Source organism: Luteibacter flocculans (assembly GCF_023612255.1).
GTDB lineage: Bacteria > Pseudomonadota > Gammaproteobacteria > Xanthomonadales > Rhodanobacteraceae > Luteibacter > Luteibacter flocculans.
Genome location: NZ_CP063231.1, coordinates 3,774,699 through 3,797,380 on the forward strand (window position 1 = coordinate 3,774,699; position 22,682 = coordinate 3,797,380).

At 63.3% G+C, this 22,682-nt stretch carries 24 protein-coding genes and 2 pseudogenes; 5 read left to right on the forward strand and 21 right to left on the reverse strand.

Annotation, left to right across the window (positions count from 1 at the left end; translation table 11 throughout):
• Positions 1–16: 16 nt before the first annotated feature.
• The 7 genes from IM816_RS16415 to IM816_RS16445 form a co-directional block, all read right to left on the reverse strand.
• Positions 17–751 (reverse strand): HvfC/BufC N-terminal domain-containing protein, encoded by a 735-nt coding sequence (locus IM816_RS16415; RefSeq protein WP_250338903.1) that lies wholly within the window; start codon positions 749–751, stop codon positions 17–19.
• A complete protein-coding gene (gene bufB, locus IM816_RS16420; RefSeq protein WP_250338904.1) occupies positions 748–1,584 on the reverse strand; it encodes an MNIO family bufferin maturase in 837 nt (278 codons plus the stop codon). Before bufB (IM816_RS16420) ends, IM816_RS16415 begins: the two co-directional genes overlap by 4 nt.
• Positions 1,585–1,637: 53 nt before the next feature.
• On the reverse strand, positions 1,638–1,907 hold the full coding sequence (bufA2, locus tag IM816_RS16425; RefSeq protein WP_250338905.1) for a BufA2 family periplasmic bufferin-type metallophore: 270 nt from the start codon (positions 1,905–1,907) through the stop codon (positions 1,638–1,640).
• An 89-nt stretch (positions 1,908–1,996) separates the two neighbouring features.
• Positions 1,997–2,464, reverse strand: a complete 468-nt coding sequence (locus tag IM816_RS16430) for a DoxX family protein (RefSeq protein ID WP_250338906.1) — start codon at positions 2,462–2,464, stop codon at positions 1,997–1,999.
• 11 nt (positions 2,465–2,475) lie between these two features.
• Complete coding sequence (locus tag IM816_RS16435; protein ID WP_250338907.1) at positions 2,476–3,210, reverse strand: HvfC/BufC N-terminal domain-containing protein; 735 nt, start codon at positions 3,208–3,210, stop codon at positions 2,476–2,478.
• A complete protein-coding gene (gene bufB / locus IM816_RS16440; protein ID WP_250338908.1) occupies positions 3,207–4,040 on the reverse strand; it encodes an MNIO family bufferin maturase in 834 nt (277 codons plus the stop codon). The genes IM816_RS16435 and bufB (IM816_RS16440) overlap by 4 nt, the downstream gene beginning before the upstream one ends.
• A gap of 6 nt (positions 4,041–4,046) precedes the next feature.
• The gene (locus IM816_RS16445) at positions 4,047–4,322 is read right to left on the reverse strand and encodes a BufA1 family periplasmic bufferin-type metallophore (protein WP_072323798.1); all 276 of its coding nucleotides are present in this window, start codon (positions 4,320–4,322) and stop codon (positions 4,047–4,049) included.
• A gap of 242 nt (positions 4,323–4,564) precedes the next feature.
• Between IM816_RS16445 and IM816_RS16450 the strand changes: the two genes are divergently transcribed.
• From IM816_RS16450 to IM816_RS16460, 3 genes are all read left to right on the forward strand, one after another.
• The gene (locus IM816_RS16450; RefSeq protein WP_250338909.1) at positions 4,565–5,170 is read left to right on the forward strand and encodes a sigma-70 family RNA polymerase sigma factor; all 606 of its coding nucleotides are present in this window, start codon (positions 4,565–4,567) and stop codon (positions 5,168–5,170) included.
• Positions 5,167–5,808, forward strand: coding sequence for a DUF1109 domain-containing protein (locus IM816_RS16455; protein WP_250338910.1), 642 nt, complete (start codon positions 5,167–5,169; stop codon positions 5,806–5,808). Before IM816_RS16450 ends, IM816_RS16455 begins: the two co-directional genes overlap by 4 nt.
• 209 nt (positions 5,809–6,017) lie before the next feature.
• The gene (locus IM816_RS16460) at positions 6,018–6,956 is read left to right on the forward strand and encodes an MASE1 domain-containing protein (RefSeq protein WP_250338911.1); all 939 of its coding nucleotides are present in this window, start codon (positions 6,018–6,020) and stop codon (positions 6,954–6,956) included.
• A gap of 49 nt (positions 6,957–7,005) precedes the next feature.
• Here the strand turns inward: IM816_RS16460 and IM816_RS16465 are convergent, their stop codons facing one another.
• From IM816_RS16465 to IM816_RS16510, 10 genes are all read right to left on the reverse strand, one after another.
• Positions 7,006–7,452, reverse strand: coding sequence for a hypothetical protein (locus IM816_RS16465; RefSeq protein WP_250338912.1), 447 nt, complete (start codon positions 7,450–7,452; stop codon positions 7,006–7,008).
• A gap of 173 nt (positions 7,453–7,625) precedes the next feature.
• Positions 7,626–7,925 carry a hypothetical protein gene (locus IM816_RS16470; protein ID WP_072323803.1) on the reverse strand — a complete coding sequence of 100 codons (300 nt, stop codon included), beginning with the start codon at positions 7,923–7,925 and terminating at the stop codon, positions 7,626–7,628.
• Positions 7,922–8,248 carry a hypothetical protein gene (locus IM816_RS16475; protein WP_250338913.1) on the reverse strand — a complete coding sequence of 109 codons (327 nt, stop codon included), beginning with the start codon at positions 8,246–8,248 and terminating at the stop codon, positions 7,922–7,924. The genes IM816_RS16470 and IM816_RS16475 overlap by 4 nt, the downstream gene beginning before the upstream one ends.
• Positions 8,249–8,259: 11 nt before the next feature.
• Complete coding sequence (locus IM816_RS16480) at positions 8,260–8,664, reverse strand: hypothetical protein (RefSeq protein WP_250338914.1); 405 nt, start codon at positions 8,662–8,664, stop codon at positions 8,260–8,262.
• 4 nt (positions 8,665–8,668) lie between these two features.
• Complete coding sequence (locus IM816_RS16485) at positions 8,669–9,040, reverse strand: hypothetical protein (protein ID WP_250338915.1); 372 nt, start codon at positions 9,038–9,040, stop codon at positions 8,669–8,671.
• A 26-nt stretch (positions 9,041–9,066) separates the two neighbouring features.
• Complete coding sequence (locus tag IM816_RS16490; protein WP_072323807.1) at positions 9,067–9,327, reverse strand: hypothetical protein; 261 nt, start codon at positions 9,325–9,327, stop codon at positions 9,067–9,069.
• Between the two features lie 121 nt (positions 9,328–9,448).
• On the reverse strand, positions 9,449–10,054 hold the full coding sequence (locus tag IM816_RS16495; protein WP_250338916.1) for a DUF2589 domain-containing protein: 606 nt from the start codon (positions 10,052–10,054) through the stop codon (positions 9,449–9,451).
• Positions 10,055–10,119: 65 nt separating this feature from the next.
• Complete coding sequence (locus IM816_RS16500; protein ID WP_250338917.1) at positions 10,120–10,656, reverse strand: DUF2589 domain-containing protein; 537 nt, start codon at positions 10,654–10,656, stop codon at positions 10,120–10,122.
• Between the two features lie 3 nt (positions 10,657–10,659).
• Complete coding sequence (locus IM816_RS16505) at positions 10,660–11,217, reverse strand: glycoside hydrolase family 108 protein (protein WP_250338918.1); 558 nt, start codon at positions 11,215–11,217, stop codon at positions 10,660–10,662.
• A 117-nt stretch (positions 11,218–11,334) separates the two neighbouring features.
• Positions 11,335–12,081, reverse strand: a complete 747-nt coding sequence (locus IM816_RS16510) for a response regulator (protein ID WP_250338919.1) — start codon at positions 12,079–12,081, stop codon at positions 11,335–11,337.
• 135 nt (positions 12,082–12,216) lie between these two features.
• Between IM816_RS16510 and IM816_RS16515 the strand changes: the two genes are divergently transcribed.
• On the forward strand, positions 12,217–14,364 hold the full coding sequence (locus tag IM816_RS16515) for an nSTAND1 domain-containing NTPase (RefSeq protein WP_250338920.1): 2,148 nt from the start codon (positions 12,217–12,219) through the stop codon (positions 14,362–14,364).
• A 73-nt stretch (positions 14,365–14,437) separates the two neighbouring features.
• Positions 14,438–15,034 (forward strand): annotated as a pseudogene (locus IM816_RS16520) (integrase core domain-containing protein); the annotation flags it as partial.
• A gap of 611 nt (positions 15,035–15,645) precedes the next feature.
• Here the strand turns inward: IM816_RS16520 and IM816_RS16525 are convergent.
• The 4 genes and pseudogenes from IM816_RS16525 to IM816_RS16540 form a co-directional block, all read right to left on the reverse strand.
• Positions 15,646–15,798: pseudogene (locus tag IM816_RS16525) on the reverse strand (transposase); the annotation flags it as partial.
• A 101-nt stretch (positions 15,799–15,899) separates the two neighbouring features.
• Positions 15,900–16,532 (reverse strand): hypothetical protein, encoded by a 633-nt coding sequence (locus IM816_RS16530; RefSeq protein WP_250338921.1) that lies wholly within the window; start codon positions 16,530–16,532, stop codon positions 15,900–15,902.
• 38 nt (positions 16,533–16,570) lie between these two features.
• Complete coding sequence (locus IM816_RS16535) at positions 16,571–21,235, reverse strand: RHS repeat-associated core domain-containing protein (protein ID WP_250338922.1); 4,665 nt, start codon at positions 21,233–21,235, stop codon at positions 16,571–16,573.
• Between the two features lie 156 nt (positions 21,236–21,391).
• Positions 21,392–22,627, reverse strand: a complete 1,236-nt coding sequence (locus IM816_RS16540; RefSeq protein WP_250338923.1) for an acyltransferase family protein — start codon at positions 22,625–22,627, stop codon at positions 21,392–21,394.
• Positions 22,628–22,682: the final 55 nt, after the last annotated feature.

The window sequence follows — 22,682 nt, forward strand, 5'->3', positions numbered from 1 at the left end:
GTCGACCGTCCTGTGGTCAGTGGCGCAGACTGCGCACCATGCCTTCGGCCGTCCACGCGCCCAGGCAACCGCCTGCGATACGCGCTACCTGGTCCTCGGGGTGGAAGGGCATGAGGAAGGTGCAGATCTCGCCGAAACTGGCGCCGGCCAGCGCGAGGTCGAGGCATGTCGCCTCGTCCGAGGTCATGCTCGCGAACTGCGGCGACAAGCCATGCCGCCACACGCGCACACCTACCCCACCTTCGACGATGGCTACCGGAGGCGGCGGCAACGCGTCGGCCAGGGCTCGCCAGATCGCCACGGCATTGCTTTGCGTGGTACGGAAACGCAGGGTCGGTACGAATTCGATCTCGACGCGATCCCAATCGTCCGCCGCGAGGTCGCGGACCGGCATGGCCTCCGCATCCGGACCGGAGAAGGCTTGGCGCAGGTGCCAGTCGAGCCAGGCCAGCTCGCCCACTTCGATGTCGGCCGGATAAGCATCCTCCAGCCAGGTAACGAACGCTTCGCCATAGGCGTCCAGCGTCCACGACGAGGGCGGATGACGTTCGACGTAGCGCGCGGCGTGGGCGTCGAAGGCATCGTCGCCGAGCCACAGCAACGTCTTCGCATAGGTATCGCGCAGGCACGCCACCAGTTGCGATCGGTAGTTGTTTACGTGGACGGCCATACCGCGTACGTCGACCGCGGTCGGCGTTTCGCCCTTTGCCAGGGCCGCGGCGAACGCCTTCTGCCAGTCCCCGAGATTCATGCGGCGCGACGAACGTCGGTGGTGATCGCTCGCGCACGCGCAAGCTCATCCAGCAACTCACGCAGCGGCGGGATGTGATCGTCGCGCTCGATCATCACGGCCACGTCGCCAAGACGTTCGACGAAGCGCGCATACAACGCCCACACCGGATCCGGCACGGGCGCGTCATGGGTATCGACAAGCATGTCGCGTCCCTGACTGTGACCCGCGAGGTGGATCTGGCGTACACGATCCAAGGGCAGCCAACGAAGCCAGTCGTCCGGATCGAGGCCGTGATTGGTCGCGCTCACGTAGACGTTGTTCACATCGAGCAGCAGATAGCAGCCTGTACGCGCACACAGCTCGCCGATGAAAGCGGCCTCCCCCATGCCATCCGCAAAATGCAGATAGGTCGAGGGATTTTCCAGCAGCAACGGACGACCCAGTACATCCTGTGCGGCATGCACGTTGCTCGCCACGATATCCAGCGCCTGGCGCGTATACGGCAGCGGCAGCAGATCGTGCGAATTGAAACCATCGATGCCGGTCCAGCTCAGGTGATCCGACACCCAGATCGGCTCGATGCGATCGGCGAGGCCCCGCAAGCGACGCAGATAACCGGCATCCACACCGTCGGCGGAACCGATATTCATCGACACGCCGTGCAGCGCGACGGGATAGCGCTCGCGAACACGGGTCAGCACGTCCAGCGGACGGCCACCCTCGACCATGAAGTTTTCCGAGATCGCCTCGACGAAATCCACCGGCTGCTGCGTTTCGATGAACTCGGCGTAGTGCGGTACGCGCAAGCCAAGCCCGAATCCAGACAAGGGTATTGGCGAGGGATGGGACATGCGGCGCTCCACGAGGAGAGACCCGACCGCCACCGGCAGCCGGGCCACGGTACTTACTTGGCCGGCGGGGTGGTGCTGCCGCCCTGAGCGGTGCATTCCTGCATGGACACGGCCTTGAAGCCCTGGCCCTTGCAATCATTCATGCCCTTGCACTGGTGGTTGCCGGATTTACAGTCGGACGTGCCCTTGCAGCTGTTGATGCCGTAACAATGCACCGTCTTGCCGGCGCCCTGCTCCGCGGCTTGTGCCGGGGCGGAAATCGCAGCGACCGAAACGGCGAAAAGGGCGGCGGCAGCGGCGATGCTATGGGTAGCGGTTTGCATGGTCGTTCTCCAGGACGGGATGGATGCCGGGATGGCATGGACGAATTCGCTGCCGTAGTCGCGGAGGTTACAGCGGCATACGTTTTTTTTCAGCGGAGGCCCAGGACGCGGTCCAACGAGACACGCCCGGCGCCGCGCCCCATGAGATACAGCAGGATCGCCGCCCAGGACAGATGCGTCGGCCAGGCGTCCGGATACACGAAAATCTCGATGATCGAGGTCATGCCCAGCAGAACGAAGGCAGACAACCGCGTGGCGAGCCCAAGCACGAGCAGTATCGGCACGAAGGTTTCCACACTCGCCGACAGGTGGGCGGCGATCTCCGGCGGCACCAGCGGCAGACGGTACTCCGTGCGGAACAGCTCATACGTGCCTTCGGTGATCGTAAGAAACCCTTCGACCTTCGTGCGACCGGACTGGAAGAAGATGGCCGCGATGGAAAGGCGTGCCGTCAGGGCGAGCAGGTCGTGTCCGATCAGCTGCTCGATCCGTTCGGCAAGCGCGTTCCAGCGACCGCGAAGGGTGGGTGCCGTAGCGGCAGGGGTGACGGTCAGCATGGTTGGCTCCCTTAGGAATGAGCAAAGGCACCGGACCGCAGGAGTCCGGGGAGAATGAGATCAAGGCGAGCGCCCGGATAAGCCGAGGTGACCGCCATCGTCGCTTCGCCCAGCGTCGCGCCGCTGGCGACGGCATCGAGGATGGCGAGGGAGGCGCCGTCGCCCGGCACGACGTGCACACGGCCGGCCACACGCACCACGATGGCTTGCTCCGGCTGCCAATGAAGGTCGGATCCGACCGGCACACCACGCCGACTGGCTTCCCAGATCGTGCGCACAGGCACCGCGGAATCGATCCACCGTGTGGCGGGATGGAGGCCCAGGCGCTCGCTCACCAACACTTCCGGCGATAGCTCGGCCAGCCGATCGAGATTCAGCGGGGCTGCATCGGCCGCATCCCTGCTTTCCGACCAAAGCCGATCCAGCCGGGCGACGTCCACGAGGTACGGAAGAACGGCAGCCGGCTCGAAGTGTGCGAGAAAATCGGGAAAGCCCTCGCCGTAACGCGCGAGCCGTGCGTCGCGTGGCGGCGCCTCGTCGACGTGAAGCGCCGCCGCTGCACGAAACCAGTCGCGCCCGACCAGGCACACCACGGCGGGGAAGTTGGCCTCCAGCGCATCGAGGCAGGCACGCATCACCGTGTTGCGGTAGATCGCGAAGGCCGGATGCATGGCGGGTGCAAAGTCGCTCACCTCGGCGCGAAGGGCTTCGACGAAGGCATGCTGAAAATGCGCGAGGGTGGTCATGCCGCATTTGCCCACGCCGACAACATGTCGTTCGCGCGGAGACACTCGCGCATCAGTGCGTCGAACGCCGGTACGTTGCCGTCGCGTTCGATCAGCGTGGGCACAGGCCCCATGCGTTGCAGAACATACCGATACAGTTCCCACACGGGTTCGGCGACCGCTGCGTCGTGCGAATCGACCAGCAGACCGCCATCGAGCGACGCATCGATGCCATGCCCCGCCAGATGCACTTCCGTGACGGCGTGCAACGGAAAGGCCTCGAGATAGGCACGCGCACTCGTGCCGAGGTTATGCGCGCTGACATGGACGTTGTTGACGTCGAGAAGCAAACCGCATCCCGTGCGCCGAACCAGTTCGGCAAGAAAATCCGTTTCGCTCCACGCATGCCCGTCGATCGCAAGGTAATGCGACGGGTTCTCGATCGATATCCGCCGGCCGAGCGCGTCCTGGCTGCGTGCCAGGTTATCTACGACGTGAGCGAGCGCGTCATGAGTGCGCGGAAAAGGAAGCAGGTCGGGGAGGTACGTGCCACCCCATGCCGACCAGGCCAGGTGTTCCGACACCAGGGCCGGTTGGACACGATCGATCAGCTGGCGCAGTCGCCGCAGGTGTTCAGCGTCCGGCGGCGACGCCCCCGCCAGCGAGAGCGACACCCCGTGCAGGGACACGGGGTGTCGCGCCACCAGCGCGTCCAGCATGGCGGGGGCCGGTCCGCCGTCCGCAAGGTAATTCTCAGGATGCACCTCGAACCACAGGCCCGGCTGGCTGGCATCCAGTGCGTCGCGAACATGCTGTGGTTTGAAGCCGAGACCGGCGGACAGCGGCGACATGACGGCTCAGCCGACCTTGGTAAGCGAGCCGTGACCGTTCGGCGTGACGATCGATGTGCAGGTGCCGGCCGGGACGTTCTTCCACGCGTTCTTCTGGTAGTCGGCCTTGGCGGTGCCCGCGCAGGTCGTGCCGGGGCCCGCGGCGCAATCGTTCTGTCCGGCCTTGGCGACGCCCCAGCACTTTTCGACGGCGGGCTTCTTTGCGTCCTGATTGTCGGCATGAGCGACGCCGGCCACGAGGGCGGCGAGGGTGAGAGCAAGCGAGGCGGCGTGACGGTTCATACGGTGGCTCCTTCGGGTAACGGACACGGTGTCCGGTTAGCCATCAGTTCGCCGCAGCGATGCCACGGGTTACACCCCAAACTTTTTTTCGCGCGCGCTGTAACCTGAGACCCGCCGCGCGCGAATGACGAAGCATGAGTTCACGCGCGTCGACATGGCACCCCGCCGTACCGGTCTATCCGCCGCGCCGTGATCCTATCCATCGAGGTGATTGCAATGTCACTCCCCGCGCGGCCCAACACGTGTCGACAGACACCCGGCAGATGACCGCGGATACCGCGGACGAGCGCAGGGAGCGGGCCATGTCGGCGACGGAGACCGATCTGCGCGCCTGCTTCGTCGACGGACTGCATGGCGATGCGGCTCGCTATCGCCGTTTTCTCGACGGCCTCTCGGGCCACTTGCGCGCTTACCTTCGTCGACGCCTGCCCCGCGCGCAGGCCGATGTGGAAGACATCCTGCAGGAGACCTTGCTGGCCGTGCACAATGCCCGCCACACGTATCGACCGGAACAGCCCTTGACTGCGTGGGTACACGCGATCGCACGCTACAAGCTGATGGATTTCTTCCGGGCCCATTCGCGCCGTGAAGCGCTGCACGAACCGTTCGAGGATGACGGCGGCCTGTTCGTGGCCTCCGACGTCGAGCCCGCGGATGCGCGGCGCGACGTCGGCGTGCTGCTCGACGCCCTTCCCGACCGCCATCGCCTGCCCATCCAACTGGTGAAGCTCGAAGGCCTCTCGGTCGCGGAGGCCGCCCTGCGCAGCGGCATGTCCGAATCCGCCGTGAAGGTCGGCGTGCATCGTGGCCTCAAGGCGCTGGCAGCGCGCATCCGGGGGCGCTCATGAAGACCGACGACCTCGTTGCTCTTCTTGCCACCCAGGCCCCGCCCGTGGATCGGCACGCCCCGGCACGCCGCTTCGCGCTGGCCTGGATCGCAGGTTTTGGCGCCGCGCTGCTATTGATGGTGCTGCTGCTGGGCGTGCGCCCGGATATCGCCGACGCCGTGCGCGTGCCCACGTTCTGGTTCCGCCTGGGATACGCCGCCACGATCGCCGCCGCCGCGCTCTGGGTCACCGCACGGCTGGCCCGGCCCGGTGTGCGCGTGGGCGGCGCCTGGGCGGTGCTTGCCGCACCGGTAGCCGTCGGCTGGCTGGCCATGGGCTGGGTGCTGGCGCATGCCGCGCCGGAGGCGCAGTTGCCCTTGATCCTGGGTCATACGTGGCGCGTCTGTCCCGTCCTTATCGCCACGCTCGCCATGCCGGCCTTGATCGCCATGCTATGGGCCGTGCGCGGCATGGCCCCAGTGCGCCCGCGTCTTGCTGGCGCCGCCGTGGGCTTGCTGGCCGGCGCGACGGGCACGGTGGCCTATTGCCTGCACTGCCCCGAAATGGCGCCGCCGTTCTGGTCGACCTGGTACCTGCTGGGCATGCTGATTCCCGCCGCCATCGGCGCCGCCGTGGGCCCCCGTGCACTGCGTTGGTAGGCGCCGGTAAAAACCGGGCCCTTATTCGGCAAATCGATCAAAACGCTCTCCATTCGATAGCAGAAGGGCCGCTATACCTTCAAACTAGCTGCGCGGTCATGAGTCCGGCGACGTATTCCGGGTTGCAGGACCATGGTCGGTCGGCGGATGAAGTGCCTCGTCATCGTCGGCCTAATGTGTCAGGACGCATGAGACGTGGGGGCGCGAACGTGGGGAGACTAAACAGGGATCCGTTAGCTTGGGGACGCTACGTTGCCGTCGCGGGCGCCTACGCCGCCTGCTACGAGCTGACGCGGTATTTCTCCTTCTCCCACTGGACGCTCACGGCAGGCCTGCGCCTCGCCTGCCTCTTTCTGGTGCCCAAGCGTTTCTGGCCCGCATTGGCCGTGGGTGAAGCGCTGCCGATCGCCGAGATGGCCGCCCTGCATGCGCACCAGTTCGGCATCACGTGGGCCGTGCTCGCATCGATTCCTCCCATGATCTTCTGCATGCCCATCGTGGGATTGCTGCGTGCACGGTCGTCACTGCGTGGGCCAGACGGGCAGATCAACATGGCGATGCTGATGTTCGCCACGCTTGCATGCGCGCTCGTCACCACGCTCGACAACTCCCTGGTGCTGTCCACGGTGATCATGGCTGACGGTTCGGCAGCGCCCTCCGCCACCGCGCCGATCTTCCTGGCCTGGCTGCTGGGTGCTTACCTGGGTGCGCTCACCATCACCCCGACGATCATGGCGCTGCGCGAACGTGTGGTCGCGATGGGGCGCAAGAGGGTCACGTGGCAGGCATGGTGGCGCAGTCCGCTGACCCGCGACACGCTTTTCATCGCCGTGCCGATCCTCGCCTTGCTGCTGGGCGTGGCTTCGCAGGTCGATGGCGGCGCATTGCAGGCAACACGTATCGCCATGGCTGCACCCGTATTGGCGCTGACCTGGCGACACGGCTGGCATGGCAGTGCGCTCGGCGGCATGCTCGCCAGCGTCGGCATGGCCTCCACATCGTTCCGACTGCAGGATCCCGCCATGATCCAGGCGCAGACGGTACTGGCATTTGTGCTGTCCACTTCGCTGCTGTTCGGTGTGCGCGTCGCGCGTCGGATGTCGAAGCGCGCGTTGACGGAAACGCCCATGGGCGCCCAGCACCGCTGAGGGAAAACCCCTGCCTGTTTCCCTCCAGCGGCTTTCCGCCCGCGGGGGCTTACTGGGCGCGCGTCGTGCATTCCACCGGGTTCGTGCAATCGCCGCCCACGGCTCTCAGTTGCATCGTGCCATCCGGCTGAGGCGAGACGAACACTTTGACCGAGTTGTCCTGGTAGACCGTTTCGCCCGACGTGCTGGCCGGGGCCGGCATCGGTTCATCCGGCGTAGCCAATCGTGACGCATCCACACCGACGGGCAGGCCGACCAGCGAATAGGTCGTGCGCGCGAACGCGCCACGCACGTTGCCATTGGCATCGTTGACCTGGATATATCGGGTGCCGCCGCGCTGGAAGACGTAGACGTGATAGTTCGGGCTGCTGCTGACGTCGGTGGCATTGGGCCAGGCCTGGCCGAGGCCGGACAACGCACTTTGTGCCTGCGCCGCGCCGACGCACAGCGAGAGCGTGACGAACGAGGCGAGTAATGGACGGACGTAGGTACGCATGATGGTGAGCCCTCAAGGTGAATAAGGCAGTCTGAACGCACGTTGCGCCAGTTCTGCACCGGTCTTTGGCCGGTGCGGCCACTTTCACGCATCTGCGCCGAAGGAATTGTCGGCCATGCCGAATACGCACATATGTATGCCGCACGGCCGATGGCAGTACCGGCTGCGCCTCGTCAGGCAGCGGGATCGGGCGCCGCGGGGCGCTGGCGAAAGCTCTTCACGGCCCAGCGCAGCAGCAGCACGGCCGAGCCAAGGTTGAGCATCGCCTCGGGTGGCCAGGTCACCGGATGGGACGGGTGAAAGCTGGTGAATGCCGACCACAAGGCAACGACATTCACCATCGCGCCGCACAGGATGAGCGCGAGGCATATGCGCGGCCAACGCCCCCGCGCCCGATCCGTTACCAACCACACGGCGCTGGCGGCCATGACACAACACGCGATCAGGTTCACGAATAGCAATCCGACGATCATTTGCGCACTCCCTTGAAAATGGTCCCCAACAATCGGTTCGCCGCGGCTTCGGCATAACCGTCGAGGATCTTCTGCACAAGGATGGTCACCTTCAGACCAAAGGCCCCGACGAGAAACGACACAGCGGCCTGCAGGTCCAGATCGGCCTCCGGCATGTAATGCTTTTTGATCGCGGGAGCGAGGAATACGGCAAGCAAAGTGCTGCATACCACGCGAACGATGGCCCGCTTCTGCGAACTGCCCGTGTAGATCGCCACGGGGATGATCGCCCCGCCGATGGCCGCCATGAGCAGCCACAGGTTTTCAATGCCTTCCATGCTCATGGCCGTACTCCTCACGGCTCGATCGCTCGATGGAGAAGAGCCGACCAAGGCACGGCCGACCGGGTGAACGACATCCGCACCATATCGGAAGAGTCGGGCGTGATCATGACTTCACCAGGATAGAGTCGGGAGCAGAAAGCGCCCCCGTTCTGGGGCACCTTGAATCGATAGACGGTCGTCGACTGCTCGACGTCGAGCAGCAATCCTTCAATGCTGCAATTGGCGGGTTCGCCGAAGTGAAGCGAGATGGCTTGCGCACCAATCTTCGTCTGCACGCGTGTGCGCTTGCCGTCTTCGGTGCGCATGACGCCCGACCATTGCCCGTTGACGCCCAACGACGACGCCGCAGCCACGCAACTGGTCGCAACGAAGAACGTCGCCATGAGAAGGGAAGAGATTTTCGAGATTGCCGACATGGTGTCACTCCTTGATGGGGAAAGTTGAAAGTGCATCCGTTTCGGTGGGGGGATGGGCGCCAGCCCAAGCGTCGGTAATGCGCGGTCGTGCCCGGGAACCGTCGATGTGCAGGATGGGTTGCCAGTCATCGTCATGACGGCAGACGATACGAACACGACGCAATGGCCGCCGGAACCAGAAGAAGCTGCGGCGTCCCAGTCGCAGGCGCGCATCCTCACATTGGCGTTTCGGGTTCCAGCGATAGTCGATGCAACAGGTGAACTCAACGGACAGCTCCGCCACCCGCGGCATGGATGCCGGTGTCACGCCGTAAGCCATGTGCCCGGCACGCAGTCCACGCTCGGCATCGCAAAGCGAGCGAACCAGCGAACGCATGACGTCGCTCAGCCAGTAGCTGGCCATCAGGCGTCGCCAAGCCAGGCGGGTTTGCGCGGAAACCCGACGTGGTAGCAGATCCACTGCAACACCACCTGGTGCTCGCCGATACGCACGATCGTGAAGCTCTTCTCCAGGCCGACGATGGTTCCCTTGGGTGAACCGGTAAGGCAGCGATTCAATAGCTCTTTCGCTTCCTCCACCTGCTCCTCGGTGCTCATCTGACTCGGATTGTTGCTGCCGACGACGATGCGTTTGACGTATTTGACATCGGAGAGATCGAACATCGTTATTCCATGCTCTGGTCATGGCGCCACAAGGGCGCCATGACCGCCGTGTCGCACACGGCTTGGGGAGGGGGACAAACGAGGCCGCTGAATGCGACCGTGGAGCGTCAGGAACGGTCGATTACGGCGCCGGCGTCGGTGCGGGCAACGGTTTGACGCGGGGCTCGCATGCGGTCTGCATGATATCCATCACGCGTGCCAGGCCTTCAGGCATACCCTTGTCCTCGGCCCTGACATTGATGTTGTACTTGGCCGAGTTATCCGAGCTTCGCGTGTTTTCCATGTGCGACGCCACGGAGCCCGCGACGCGGGCATTCATGGAGAACGGACCGACCTTCAGGCCCGTCGTCACGTCGAAATCCAGCTTGGAATCCTTGGATTCGTTCTGGGCGAATGACGACTTCACTTCCATGTCGAAGGTGATGTCCACCGTGGTCACACCAAGGTTCGGCACCTTGACGATCGCCAACAACGGCACCTCCATCGAGACTTCTTCTTCACCGGTGGTACCGTCGGCGTTGATGACCGGACGATTGAACTTGAACGCAGCGGTACGCGTTTCCTGCGTGCCGTCGTCCTTGGGGATGAAGCCCACGGTCTTGATGAAATCAGCCGTCGCCTGGGCCAGCTTCACCTGTGCGTCGCATGCGGCTCCCAGCGGGGCGCCAATCAGATCGCCCATCGGCAGACCCTGGAACTGCTGGGCCATATTGACCAGTTCGGTCATGGTGTCACTCCTTTGCATTGACTAACGACGTGCCGCGCACCATGCACGGCACGGTTCGGCACGCGTTACTCCTCGTACCTGAACGTGCGGAACACACCTTGCGTCTGCGTCAGGTGGTTCATGAGTCGGGCGGCACCCTCGGTCGGTTCGGAACCTTCCACGCGGAGCACGACGTGCACCGATCCGGACTTGCCGCGCCCCGCCTTGATCGTGGTATCGACTTGAACCTGGGGCGTCTTCGTGGGCTCGCCGCCGCGTCGCCAACCCCGCTTTCCTTTGCCGGGTGCTTCCTCGGAGGCCGTTTCCTCTGCACCGTGCACAAGGCTGCCAAGGTCGGCGTCGAAACTGATTTCCACATCCTTGATGCGCAGAAAGTTGCTCGATACAAGGGGAAGCAATGGTGCGCGGTAGAGGTCCTCGTCGCTCTCCCTGGCTCCTGGCTGCATCGATGGCATGCGCATGACGATGCTCTTGGGGCGATTGTCGTCGTCGAAGTAATCGCCAAGGTTCGCGAGCTGGCGTTTCTCGATGCGATCCTGTGCATCGATGACCGCACCCGCCATGGCTTCGATGAGACCCGGCAGCGGAGTCTGCGTCGGCATCGGTCAGCCTTCCCTTGACGGCGTCGGCGCGGGATCGAACGATTCCACGCGACGTAGCCAGCCTTTGAGGAATCGCCCCAGCGATGGGCGAAGCTGTACCAGGTTGCGGTAGTAGTCGCGTCGCCCCTGCTGGAAGTTGAGCTGGACCTGCAAGAGGTCGGCCTTGCGCAATGCCGCGATGGTAAGTTTGCCGATGACACCATCGACCCGCAGGCGCGGCTGTGTGCCCATTTGGTTCAGAACGCGCTGAAGAAGACGCGATGACGCGGCACCTGCGTTCACCTGAAAGTCGCAGACCATGTTCGCAATGGCCTGTGAGGGCATCTCGTCGCCACGCACAGCATCCCAATACAATGCCTTGTAGATCGTCGCCGCCTGCATTTCAGTCAGCTCGCGCAGCGCCTGAAGCGTCGGCGTGATACCGAGCAATTCGCGTGCGCAGCTGGCGAACGTGGCGAGCGTAATGCCTCGGTGCGTAGCGCCGCCCGGATCGAGCGGATCGTCCACGTAACCACCTTCGTGCTTGAGAAGGATGGGTGCAAATCGGTGGAAGTCGGCCATGGTTCTTCTCTGTCTTGTGGGTTGCGTTGCCGTGGCGTCACTATCCGGAAAGCACGCTTTCGCGGATATCGGACCGCGGCTGATTTGCCTTGGTAGGTGCAGCCGAGTGGCGTTCAGTCAGTCATCTACCGAGATGAGGCCTTCGCGGATCGCATAGCGCGTGAGCTGTGCGATGCCTCTTAGGCCAAGCTTCTCCATCGCATGTTCGCGATGCGTGCCGACCGTCTTCATGCTCACGTGGAGGGTGTCTGCGATCTCGCGGGTTTTCAGACCTTCGGCGTACAGTCGAACCACTTCGCGTTCGCGTGCGGTGAGCGTCTGCCCATCGGATGGCGGCAGGCCGTGGCGTGTGCGGAAGCCCTGCACCAGCACATGGGCCATCTCGTGAGGAACGTAGCAACCGCACCGAAAGACCCGATCGATGGCCTGGACGAGATGCGCGAACGACCCGCGCTTGGTCAGGTAACCATGGACGCCGGCGTCGAACGCCGCCTGTACCGACGGCGCATCATCGCGAGAGGAAAGACACAACAGACGCGTGCGCGGTCGCCGGGCTGAGACGCGTCGGACGACCTCGATACCGTTCAGCCCGCACATGAGGTTGTCGAACACGACGAGGTCCGGCTCCTCCCGCAGGACCGCCCGAACGCAATCCTCGGCATTCCCGGTACTGGCAACGATCGCGGCATGCGGGCGCAGCAGCGCTGCCACGCCTTCGCGAACAATGGCGTGGTCGTCGGCCAGCACGACCCGCAACCGCCCTCCCGGACCGGAGCCCGCGGGAAGAACGCCCGCGGCCGGCTCGCCTGGAGGGTGTGACAGAATGCGACCGGACAAGCCGGCCTTCGATGATGGGTCTGGCATGTGGAAAGTCCCGTTGGAAGAGACGCGAAGCCTCGTCGGGCAGACGCGCGAACGTCCTTCCGGAAACCTTACGGTTTGAAGTTTTCCAGGTAAGTCAGGAACTTGGAGCCGATCCATGGCGATCGCGCTCGCGAGATGAAAACGCGTACGAAGCACGTTCCCTTTTTTACGCTCGGCGACTGGACGGTCCGGCCGGCCCTCGGATTCATCGAACGGCAGGGCGAACGAATGCCACTGGAACCCAAGTTGCTGGACGTCCTCGCGTGTCTGGCGGAGCACCCCGGCGATGTCGTCAGCGTCGAAACCCTGCTCGATCGGTGTTGGGCCGGTGCGTTCTACGGGGACAATCCGGTGCACAAGGCGATCGCCCTGCTGCGCAAGGCACTCGGTGACGATGCGCGCTCGCCCCGCTACCTCGCCACAGTACGCAAGCGCGGCTATCGACTCATCGCGCCGGTCACGCTGGGCGGGTCCGCGGTTCCGGAGGCTCCGGGTATACGGCCCTGGCGCGGCGGTTCACCCTACCCCGGCCTGCGTGCCTTCGGACGGGAAGACGCCAGCGTGTTTGTTGGGCGTTCCGGCGCAACGGAGCGAGCCCTTCGCCTGCTCGCGCAAGTCCGCACCAAAGGCCCATCGTTCCTGCTGGTGGACGGACCCAGCGGTAGCGGGAAGTCGTCGCTCGTGCATGCCGGCGTGTTGCCGGTGCTGTTACGCGAGGGCGGTCGACGCGGCCTGCAGGCGCTGGATTGGGCGACGCTCGATGCCCGAGGTCCTGCATCGACGCTGCGTCATCGGTTGGCCGACGCGATATCTCGCTGGCAATCCGGCGGCGAACCCCTGTTCCCACCAACGGAACGCCGCGAACTGCGACGGGCGTTGGTCCGCGACACCGCGCAGATCGCGCGTCGCATTGCCTGGCGCGCGGGCGACATCCAAGACGACGTCTTTGTCCTGGTCGTCGACAACCTCGAAGAACTCGTAGCGCCGGGAGTTCGCCGCGATGTGGCAAGGGCTCTGTTCGAAGCCATCGCTCGACTCACGGAAGATGGGCGCATTGTCGTGATCGGGATCAGCCGCAGCGAGGGTCGCCGCCGCGTGCTCGAACGGGCAAGGTGGGCCGGTCTGCCCGATGCCGCGATGACCGTGCATCCGCCGCGCGAGTGGGAATTGGCTCAAATGATTCGCGTGCCGGCCGAGGTTGCCGGACTTCCTTTCGAACAGGAACCGGCAACGGGATGGCGGTTGGACGATGAGTTGATCGGCGCACTGCGGAGGCATCCGTGGCCCCTGCCGGTGCTCCAGCTCACGCTGGCGACGCTGGCCGAGCATCCCAACACGGCGAGTGCGCTGGACTTTCCCAGCTATCGAACCCTCGGTGGCGTCGATGGCATCGTCAGCCGACATGCCGAACAGGTGGTCTCAGGTCTGAACGAGGCAGAACAGGCGACCTTCTTGCGGTTACTCAAACACCTCGCCACGGTGACAGTCGATGGCGACGATGCGCAACTGGCGCACGCACGCTGGGCATCGCTCGATAGCGACGAGCGGCGGCTGGCTCTTCGCCTGGTGGAAGAACGCCTGCTGATACGTTTCGACACTGAGGAAGGCCACTGCGTCAGCATGGTCCATCCACCGCTGCTATCGCATTGGCCGCGTTGTGCCCAGTGGATGGAAGCGCACCGCGCCTTCCTGCGCACCCGCGCGCGGGTCGCGATCTTCGCCGACCGGTGGTATCGCGGCGGCCGGCGCGATGAAGACCTGCTGCCACAGGGCCCCTTGCTCGCGGACGCTGCCGCGCTGTGCACAAGCGAATCATCGTTGACACGAAAGCAGCGATACTTCGTGCGCCGGTCACGCCTGCGCGCACGAGCCCGAGGCAATGTCCTGGCGTGCATGAGCGCAACGATCCTGGCCCTCACGACGTGCGTCATGGCAGCGATGGGCGATGTCGGTCGTGCGCAGGGGCAAGGGGTGAAGCGCCAGGCAAGCAGTCAACAGAACAGCAGCGCCTCGCTCGGGCGTGTGCATACCGGTCCGCCTTTGCCGACCGTTCCGCCGCCTCACGTCGATGTTCAAGCCGGATTCGCGGAATGGAACGTGCCGTACGACCTGCTGAGCTACTCGCCCCATCGCATTGATCGTCGCGCGGCGAATCCGCACGTCCGCGCGGCATTGCCGACACACATGCATCCAACCGATACAGGACGTGACCACTTCCACGATCGCAATCTATCGACGACGCGTGACCCCGCTAACGGTGGAAAGGTATTCATGCACTGGTAGCAACTGGCGGTGGCGTTGAATGCTGGCCAACTATCCCAAGCTCATCCGGAGGGGCCATCAGGTGTTCACCGATCGCATCATGCGCACGCACGGGCTGATGCTGGTTCGCTCGTCCACGTGGCCGCGGCGGTCGCGTCGCCACAAGGGGCGAGTCGCCGTCGATACCAGCAATCAGCGATGGTGCTCGGACGGTTTCGAATTTCGCTGCGATAACGGCGATGCGGCCCGCGGCACCTTTGCCTTGGATTGCTGCGACTGAGAGACCCTGAGCTGGGCGGCGGCGGGCGGTCAAACAGGCGACATCGTGCGCGATGTCGTGCTGGCGGCGATGGAGAAGCGCATCGGGGCAACACTGCCCGATCGTCCCATCGAGTGGCTGACCGACAACGGCTCGCCCTACATCTCTCACCAGACGCGGGCGTTTGCACGCCAGATCGGGCTCGATCCGCTGACCACGCCGGCGTGCTCTCCGCAGAGCAACGGCATGGCCGAGTCCTTCGTCAAAACATTAAAGCGCGATTACATCGCACACATGCCCAGGCCCGATACCCCGACTGCCATGCGGCATCTGGAAGAAGTCTTCGAGCACCACAACGAGTACCATCCCCACAGTGTGCTGAACTATCGATCGCCTCGAGAGTTCAGGCGTCGTGTGGGTTCATCAACTTAAGCGTGGGTCGGTGTGCGAGTGTACGGGGAGCATTCCCTTAGGAAGGTCCGTTTTTTTGTGTGTGGGGGGACCTAAAGCGGATCGCGTACCGGCGATGGCGTCTCGATCATATGACGGTCCGCAATGGCCCAATGTCGGTCTTCGTACCAAGCGTGGACAAAGTCAGAGAATGCGCGGACTTCGAGGCCAGGCACTGTAATCCACGATCCAATTGGCAGCTTGCCAGCCCAGGCGATTCGACTCCTTTGAATCACAACCGGGCATTCCGATCGACATTGCGGGCACGAAAAGAACACCGCCGACAGTTCTGTCGACGAGCTTGCACAGTTATCGAGCAGTGCACCAACACCAAGAGGCGTGCCGCAGCTCAAACATTCAATAGACATATCCACTCGCCTACGCCCTCCCTTTGGCTTGAGGCAATCTAGCTCTCGCAGTGTTAGCGTTAGGTCGAAAGCGGGATCGAACACTGGCGACGGGAATACAACTAGGAGCGACCGAAGAAAGCGTTGATCGGGTTGACACCTACCGCCTAAGCCAAGCAATTAAAGTAGCTCCAGACTCAAAATCGGCCCGCTACTTAAAGCTGGGGGGGGGGGCGTCGGTCGCACCACATCGGGTTTGACAAACGCCCTTTTCCAGGCATAGAGGCTGTGACTCGTGATACCTAACCGCTTGGCGACCTGGACCACCGGCCTCTCGTGCTCGGGGACTTGCTTCACCGCTTCGATCTTGAACTCATCCGTATATCGCTTGCCACTCATGGAGACCTTCTCGATTGCCTTAAATTATGGCTCCAAGTGGTCTACAAAAGCCTGGGCGGTCCACGGCAGGTCTCAGCCAGCGTCGTCTCGTGTCGCTTCGGTCAATGCAATACTGGGATCGGAATATCGGGGAGAAACGTCCTCATTGCCGCCGGCGATCGGGCCACTAATGCAAATCCATCCCCATCGAAAATTGGAACTGCGGCAATGACAGGGTGGTAGAGCGCTTCGCCGTCATCGAAGAGCCACGCCACGGAGTAGCCGCCGATCATGCTTGCCAAGGCACGCCGAACGATTTCAGGGCCGGCGTGCCCGGACCTAAACGTTACGTACACTCCTTCAGAAAACGTGACCACGTTCCCGCCGAAATCATCCTGTAACGAAGCAACTTCGGTCGGCACCGCGTAGGCATGAGGGACAAGGAGTCTCAGCCGATCATTCCTTGAGATCGCCGCACTTAGGCTCGCCGCAAATGAGCTGCCTACGGCCATAGCTCCCGTCAGAAGCGTAACTCGACCGCCTAGGGAAGGTGCGGTGGGGGTTTCCGGTATACCCTGAGAAATGTCCCCGTCGACGGGGTGGCGTACTGCTTCATGGACCAGAAGCTCGACCGATGACTGGAAGTCGTCCGGAATCGATAACGGATGTCCGAACGGACGGCGCTCGATATCGTCCGTCACGACGTTGGTGATGGAATGTCGTTGACTGTCTGTGGGAAGCAATGTTCTGAGCATCGGTCGCGCCAAAGTTGAGGTGGTTAAACCCTGATTGCCTAGTAAATCTGTCCCGGAACGACCGACGTCTGTGGTGTCAGACGGTATTGGGCCTTGTTCTCGTCGACCCAATCCCAGTGCGGGCCAATCGGCTCCGGGTGCTCAAGGTCTGGATGCAAGGTCCATTTTTGCTCCGGGTTATACCACCCCCCGCGTGGCCCCCCTGGGGCGTCAGGTCCTCGCCATTCCCAGCCCTCTCCCGGACATTGAGAACCATCTTTAGGAAGCTGGGGAAAGTTCTCTGGCAACGGACGTTCGGGGAAGCCAGGCTTCGGTGAGATAAGAGGTCGCGGAAGGATTGGTTCGTCGCTAAAGAGCGTGCTGACCGGGAAGCGCAACATGGTTTCTACCACTTGCAGGCCTGACGGGTCTATATGGAATAGGGGGTTCCCAATCGCATATGCGTACGTATTTAATCCCCCTGTCAAACCTATCGGGTCACTCTGAACGTACCGCCCCGTTGCCGCCTCATAGTCCCGGTTGACGTTGTAACTCAGCCCACTCTCGGCATCAAAGTACTGGCCGGGGAATCGCAGGTTCAGCACAAAGCCGTTTGAGGTCGGCGATTGTTCGCCAAAGGGATTTCCTTGGTAGGACCAATTCCATAAAGGGGTGTCCGAAGCATCGGTGACAGCGCGGGGCGTGTTCAGGCCATCGGCATGCACGAAGGTGACGCTCGATCCATCCACCACCGCGACTGGGGTGTCGTCCATCCAAACGTAGTCGCGCGAAGCTCCTCCATATTCGCCGACCAACCCACTGGGGCCGTAGACGTAACGCGTGGTCGTCGAGCCCACCGTCTTGGCAATGCGATGCGCTGAGGCGTCGTAGGCATAGTTCGCGACCGTCGCCCCACCCTGCTGAAGCACCGTCAGCTGACCGCGTCCGTTATAGCCATAACCCCACGCCGTACCAGCGCTGGCGTTGCCGGTGGTGGAGCCGTTTGCATCGTAGGTTCGCGAAGCGGTGCCGATGCTGGTCAGCTGATGCGTGCCGGCTTGATAGCCGTAATTGCCCGTCGCCAAACCTGGGGCGGTCTTGCTAAGTCGGTCGCCCGTCTTGGAATAGCTGTAGGCCTCGACGATGGTCCCGCTAGCATTCTTCACGCCCGTGAGCCGGTACAGCGCGTCGTAGGTGTACGTCTCGATGGCTGGTGAGGCGCCAGCGGCGTTACCCAGCGCGACGATGTTGCCGACGGCATCGCGCGCCACATGCAGGTTCAGCGCGGGGCTGACCACGTCGGTGAAGCGATAGTTGGCGTCGTAACTGCGTGTAATGATCTGACCATTGCCCAGCGTGTAGCTGAGGATCGGACCGAACGGCAGATACGTTGCCGAGCTGACCACACTGCTGGCTGATCCATTGGCCGGCGTAACCGTAACCGTGGTGATCTGGCCGGCAGCATCGCGGCCGTATTGAGTCACCAGCCCACTCGGCGACGCCGTGCCAGCCAAGCGACCCGCCTTGGTGTAGACGTAGTCGGTAGTGTCGCTGACCGTGCCTTGCGTCTGGCGCTGTTCGGTCACCCGCCCTTGGTTGTCGTAGCAGTAGACCGTCGTGACCGCGTGTTCGACGACCCGTGTTAGACGACCAACTGGGAACGAACTGGTGCAGCCGGTGATGCTGTTGCCCTCGTTGTAGTGGAAGGCCACATTGAGCGTGGCGTCTGCATAGCTGATCGAAATACGACGGCCGATCGCATCGAACGCCTGTGTCGCGACGGTCGCCTTGGCATCGGTGTAAGTCAGTGCGTTGCCAGCGGCGTCAAAGGTCGATGCCTGCGTACCCGTATCGGGACTCGTCTGCCCGGTCGGGTTGCTGAGTCCGTCCAGGGCATAGGTCGTCTTCAGACCATCCGGATCGGTCACCGCGGTCAACTGATCCAGCGCGTCCAGCGCAAAGACGCTGGTCGTGGCCTTGGTCGACGCATTGGTACCGTTGGCGTCGGCGATGCTGCTGACCAAGCGATCCAGGACGTCGAAGCTGTTCTTCTGTACCGTGCCCAAGGCGTCCTTGGCCGACACGAGGTTGCCGTTGGCGTCGTAGCTCCCGGTGGCCGTGGCATCGAACACGACATGACCGAGCCCGTCCGTCACGCTGACCAACTGCCCCAGCGTGTTGTATTTCCGCGACAGCGTGCGACGCGACACGCCCTGAGCGTCGAAGGTCTCTTCCTTGATGCGGTTACCCGAAGCGTCCAGCGTGTAATGGATGTGCTCGCCGAGACCGTTGGCGACGTCGATCAGACGGTGGGCGTCGTCGTAGCTGTAGGTGATCGTCACGCCATCCGGATCGGTGACGGATTTGAGCGCACCTACCGGATCGTAGGTCAACGTGGTGGTGGCGTCTGCGGACGATGCGGAACCGTCGGCATTCGCACGCACGGTGCGTGTGGCAAGCCATCCGCGCGGGGTATAGGTCTCATCCGTGATGACACCATTGGCGTCCTTCTGGCGCACCGGACGGCTATTCCGGTCATAGGCCAGCGTGGCCGTGACATGCCCGGCGGCATCGGTGACCTGAGCGAGGTCGCCGGCACGATGACACGTACCGCCCACCGTGTCGCAGCCGCTCTCGTCGGTGGTGAGGTAATAGCCGTAGGTGGTGACATCGGCGATGTCGGTGCGAGGTCCGTCGACGCTGAGCAACAAACCCACCTGAGGACATTGCGTGCTGTCGACCGCATCGCAGTAGGTATAACGGGTCTGCCGGATGCCTTGAGGTGCACTGGCCTGGCTCCCGCAGGTGTAGGCCGTTGTCACCGACGGATCGATGACGCATTCGGCCGTGGCTTGTCCACGAGCGTTGTAGGTCCACGCGCTCTTGGCCACCACCGCGCCGTTGGCGTCGGCGACGGTCCGCGTCAATGGCACGCGATGCGTTGCGTCCCAGGTCGTGTTGGTCGTGCGCTGCGCCGCCGTGCCTGACGCCTCGATCTGCTGGGTCAACAACCCATTGGCGTCGTAGGTCGTCTTGGTAACCGTCCCCTTGTAGTCGGTTCGCGTCGCGGGATAGCCGTTCGTGTCGTAGGTGACCGACTTGTCGCCCTGGTTGCACTGGTTGCCGCAATACGTGCTCGTGCCGCTGGGCTTGAGCATCTGCGCGCCGTCGTCGGCAAAGCCCAAGGTGACCACGAGACCCAGCGGCGTGGTGAGGTCGGCGGGGATGCCGCCGTTGCTGTAGTAGCTGGCGTAGCTGAGACTGATCTTGTCGGCGCCGCCGGCAAACTGATTGCTGGTAGCCCGGTTATTTGAGTTGAAGGTAGTGGTCTCGTAACGCACCCCCTTCTCGTCGATGATCCCGGTCAACTCACTGGGATAGGTGCTCGGCGACGCGGCATACGCCGGCTCGGCGTAGAGATATTGCCGACTGGTGCCGTCGGCGAAAGTGACCTTGGCAAGATTGCCGTTGTCCGCATAGGCATAGCTTGCCGTTCGACCGGCCGGATCGATGACCTGACTCAGGCGACTGTTGGCGTCATAGCGCAGATTGAGCACACGGCCTTGTGGATCGGTCACCGCAATCAGGAGACCCGCCGCGGGTGCGATCGTCGGCGCGGTCGTGGCGTCGCTGTAGGTCAGCGTCGTCACCCAGCCGTTGTCGTCGGTGATCGTCAGCAGGCGACCTGTCGTGTCGTAACGTTCGGTATCGTTGTTCGCGGCCAAGCGCAACAAGTAACCGTTGCGTATCCCGGTTGTCGGGTCGGTCGTCTCGGTAAGAGTTTCGGCCGCATCCGTGTCCGGCTTCCAGATTCCGTTGTTGCTGTAGAAGCGGACCATCGAGCCGTCGGGCCGGCGCGCATACAGCTGACCACCGTCCGTCGCGCTGTTGGGCATGAGATCCAGGCGGCGATCAAACGAGTGGCGCCACTTCGGCCCCATCGTGCTGGACGGCACAAAGCTGGACGAGTTGTAGAAGCGGCGGAAGGTCAGCCAGGGCGACGAGCTGAGGTCGGTGTCCTGGCGGTATTCGTTACCGCTGCTGGCACTGATGGGATCGCCATTGAGTGGCGTCCCACGGTCGGTGCCCTCCTGCTTGACTGTGCCGTTGCCGCTACTGCCCCGCGGACCCATCGAGTCCTGCCCGGAGCCGTTGCCGGCCGTGCACATCGTGCGGCACCCACCGGCGTTCTTGGGCTGAAAGCCAGAGCCCGTAACATCTTCGGCCCAGATGTACGCGAACAAGTCGCTGCTGCTGGTGCCATCGCTGGCGATGTGACTAATGGTGATCGTCGCAGCCGTGCTCGTATGGCTACCGCCGTAGACGATCGAGAACGTATGGGGCGCACAGGTCAACGTGCCGTCGTTGCACCTGGTTTCGTATTGACCAATGAGCGAATTGACCGCCGCATCGACGGAGAGAAACCCGCCCTGCGAAGCCCAGGCCGTGTTGTAGCTGTAGGGAGGGCCATAGACCCAGTCGGCCTGCGCTGCCCCACTCGCCAACACGAACACGAACAACACGGCAAGCCGCCGCCACAGTGACTGAATGCCGTCACGATTTGCGGAAAAGTCCATGACCGCCCCTGCTTGAGAAAATTCGCAGGAGGATACGAAGACATTATTGTGGGTGTGGGCTGATTTGCGTGTAGGTTTTTTCCTACACGCGGCACAACCACGCCAGGCACGAAGTGGCTCTCCCACTGGAATGCCTTTCGCGTCCAACATTTGCGTGTGGGCGTTCTGCGGACTCCGCACGCATGAGACAGTTCAGATGTCTGCGCTGTGACACGCAAAATGTGATGCCTGTCTCGAAGGGTGTCGGCGGATTGCTTGGTTATCGAGTTGGGGCCGATCGGCAATGTCGACTCGCTTACGGCGCTACACACGCTTACCCGCAAGAGCGCGCGACATCCTTACCGCATCGTCTCCGGTCTCGATCTTCCGCACCGCTTTCAATCCGAACAACGGCCGGATGAACCCGACGCGTCGGATCACGAGCTCGTGCAGCACGTAGCAACCGGCGATGGTCCCGCCCAGCACGAGCGCAGGCTCCAGCCAGGGGCCGAGCGACATCGGCTTCAGCCAGAACACCAGCAGGATGATCAGGCTCTGGTGCAGCATGTACCACGGGTACACGGCTTCCGTGCAATACGGCAGCCACGAGAACGGACGGTTGAGGAACACCTTGCCCCAGCCGAGAATCGCCAGCAGCGCGGACCAGAGATACAGCGACTGTGCGGCCTGCGACAGCACGGTCCAGAATGGTTCCGGCACGCGGTACACCCACGAGTCGCTGGCGACCAGCTGACCGGTCAGTCGAAGTCCGAGGTAGAGCGCGATCGATGCGAGTGCAACGCCAAGGGTGACCCTGCGCAGCGCCGCGACACGTGACCAGAATCCGGCTTCGCGGGCCAGCAGGTAGCCGCCGAGAAAGATCGAGGCGTACTTTGCGTGCTGGTACCAGTCGCCGACATAGGCATTGGTACCCGGGAACATCGGCGCGAGGTACAGGATGTAGAAGAGCAGCAGTGCCGTCGGCGCGCCAATCAGCAGCCAGACCGGCGCCCGGCAGAAGGCGGCGACAGCGGCACGTACTCGGCCATGGCCCAGGAGCGGCATCAGCACGACGAGGCCCAGCGTGTAGGTCCACAGGTAGGGCAAGTACCAGAGGTGGTTCCAGGTGATGCCGTACTGCCAGCCGGTGAAGCTGTCTTTCGGCCACGGATGGACGTGCCAGTAGCTAAGAAGGAAGTGGAAGAAACCGGGGGTGAGGTGGCCGCTCGCGACGCCTTCGCAGTACGGCTGGATAGGCACCACGACGAACATGCCGAAGATGAGCGGCAGCATCAGCCGCCAGGTCCGCTCGCGAGCAAAGCGGAGCAGACGGCCCTCGGGCGCAGCCAGGGCGATCGCCGCGCCCGAGATCAGGAAGAGCAGGCACATCCGCCAGCGGTTCACGAAGATCATCGGCCACTGCAGCCAGTCGGCTGTGTAGGCACTTTTGATGTGGAAGTCCCAGTCTCCGACGTAGGCCATGCCCGTGTGATAGAGGATGAGAAGGGCGAAAGCGAACACGCGAAGCGCGTCGATGTCGTGGCGGCGGGTGCGGATCATGGCGAGGCGTCCTTGTGTTGAACCTAAGCCAGCATCGGCCTCGGACAAGGCCTGG

What these genes read in the sequence shown, in the direction of transcription:
- IM816_RS16475 (WP_250338913.1), bottom strand. Translation starts at nt 8,248, where the DNA reads ATGAGCATGGAAGGCATTGAAAACCTGTGGCTGCTCATGGCGGCCATC.
- IM816_RS16455 (WP_250338910.1), top strand. Translation starts at nt 5,167, where the DNA reads ATGAAGACCGACGACCTCGTTGCTCTTCTTGCCACCCAGGCCCCGCCC.
- IM816_RS16490 (WP_072323807.1), bottom strand. Translation starts at nt 9,327, where the DNA reads ATGTTCGATCTCTCCGATGTCAAATACGTCAAACGCATCGTCGTCGGC.
- IM816_RS16485 (WP_250338915.1), bottom strand. Translation starts at nt 9,040, where the DNA reads ATGCGTTCGCTGGTTCGCTCGCTTTGCGATGCCGAGCGTGGACTGCGT.
- IM816_RS16480 (WP_250338914.1), bottom strand. Translation starts at nt 8,664, where the DNA reads ATGTCGGCAATCTCGAAAATCTCTTCCCTTCTCATGGCGACGTTCTTC.
- IM816_RS16430 (WP_250338906.1), bottom strand. Translation starts at nt 2,464, where the DNA reads ATGCTGACCGTCACCCCTGCCGCTACGGCACCCACCCTTCGCGGTCGC.
- IM816_RS16500 (WP_250338917.1), bottom strand. Translation starts at nt 10,656, where the DNA reads ATGCCGACGCAGACTCCGCTGCCGGGTCTCATCGAAGCCATGGCGGGT.
- IM816_RS16445 (WP_072323798.1), bottom strand. Translation starts at nt 4,322, where the DNA reads ATGAACCGTCACGCCGCCTCGCTTGCTCTCACCCTCGCCGCCCTCGTG.
- IM816_RS16540 (WP_250338923.1), bottom strand. Translation starts at nt 22,627, where the DNA reads ATGATCCGCACCCGCCGCCACGACATCGACGCGCTTCGCGTGTTCGCT.
- IM816_RS16435 (WP_250338907.1), bottom strand. Translation starts at nt 3,210, where the DNA reads ATGACCACCCTCGCGCATTTTCAGCATGCCTTCGTCGAAGCCCTTCGC.
- IM816_RS16515 (WP_250338920.1), top strand. Translation starts at nt 12,217, where the DNA reads ATGAAAACGCGTACGAAGCACGTTCCCTTTTTTACGCTCGGCGACTGG.
- bufA2 (WP_250338905.1), bottom strand. Translation starts at nt 1,907, where the DNA reads ATGCAAACCGCTACCCATAGCATCGCCGCTGCCGCCGCCCTTTTCGCC.
- IM816_RS16505 (WP_250338918.1), bottom strand. Translation starts at nt 11,217, where the DNA reads ATGGCCGACTTCCACCGATTTGCACCCATCCTTCTCAAGCACGAAGGT.
- bufB (WP_250338904.1), bottom strand. Translation starts at nt 1,584, where the DNA reads ATGTCCCATCCCTCGCCAATACCCTTGTCTGGATTCGGGCTTGGCTTG.
- IM816_RS16495 (WP_250338916.1), bottom strand. Translation starts at nt 10,054, where the DNA reads ATGACCGAACTGGTCAATATGGCCCAGCAGTTCCAGGGTCTGCCGATG.
- IM816_RS16530 (WP_250338921.1), bottom strand. Translation starts at nt 16,532, where the DNA reads ATGCTCAGAACATTGCTTCCCACAGACAGTCAACGACATTCCATCACC.
- bufB (WP_250338908.1), bottom strand. Translation starts at nt 4,040, where the DNA reads ATGTCGCCGCTGTCCGCCGGTCTCGGCTTCAAACCACAGCATGTTCGC.
- IM816_RS16465 (WP_250338912.1), bottom strand. Translation starts at nt 7,452, where the DNA reads ATGCGTACCTACGTCCGTCCATTACTCGCCTCGTTCGTCACGCTCTCG.
- IM816_RS16470 (WP_072323803.1), bottom strand. Translation starts at nt 7,925, where the DNA reads ATGATCGTCGGATTGCTATTCGTGAACCTGATCGCGTGTTGTGTCATG.
- IM816_RS16510 (WP_250338919.1), bottom strand. Translation starts at nt 12,081, where the DNA reads ATGCCAGACCCATCATCGAAGGCCGGCTTGTCCGGTCGCATTCTGTCA.
- IM816_RS16415 (WP_250338903.1), bottom strand. Translation starts at nt 751, where the DNA reads ATGAATCTCGGGGACTGGCAGAAGGCGTTCGCCGCGGCCCTGGCAAAG.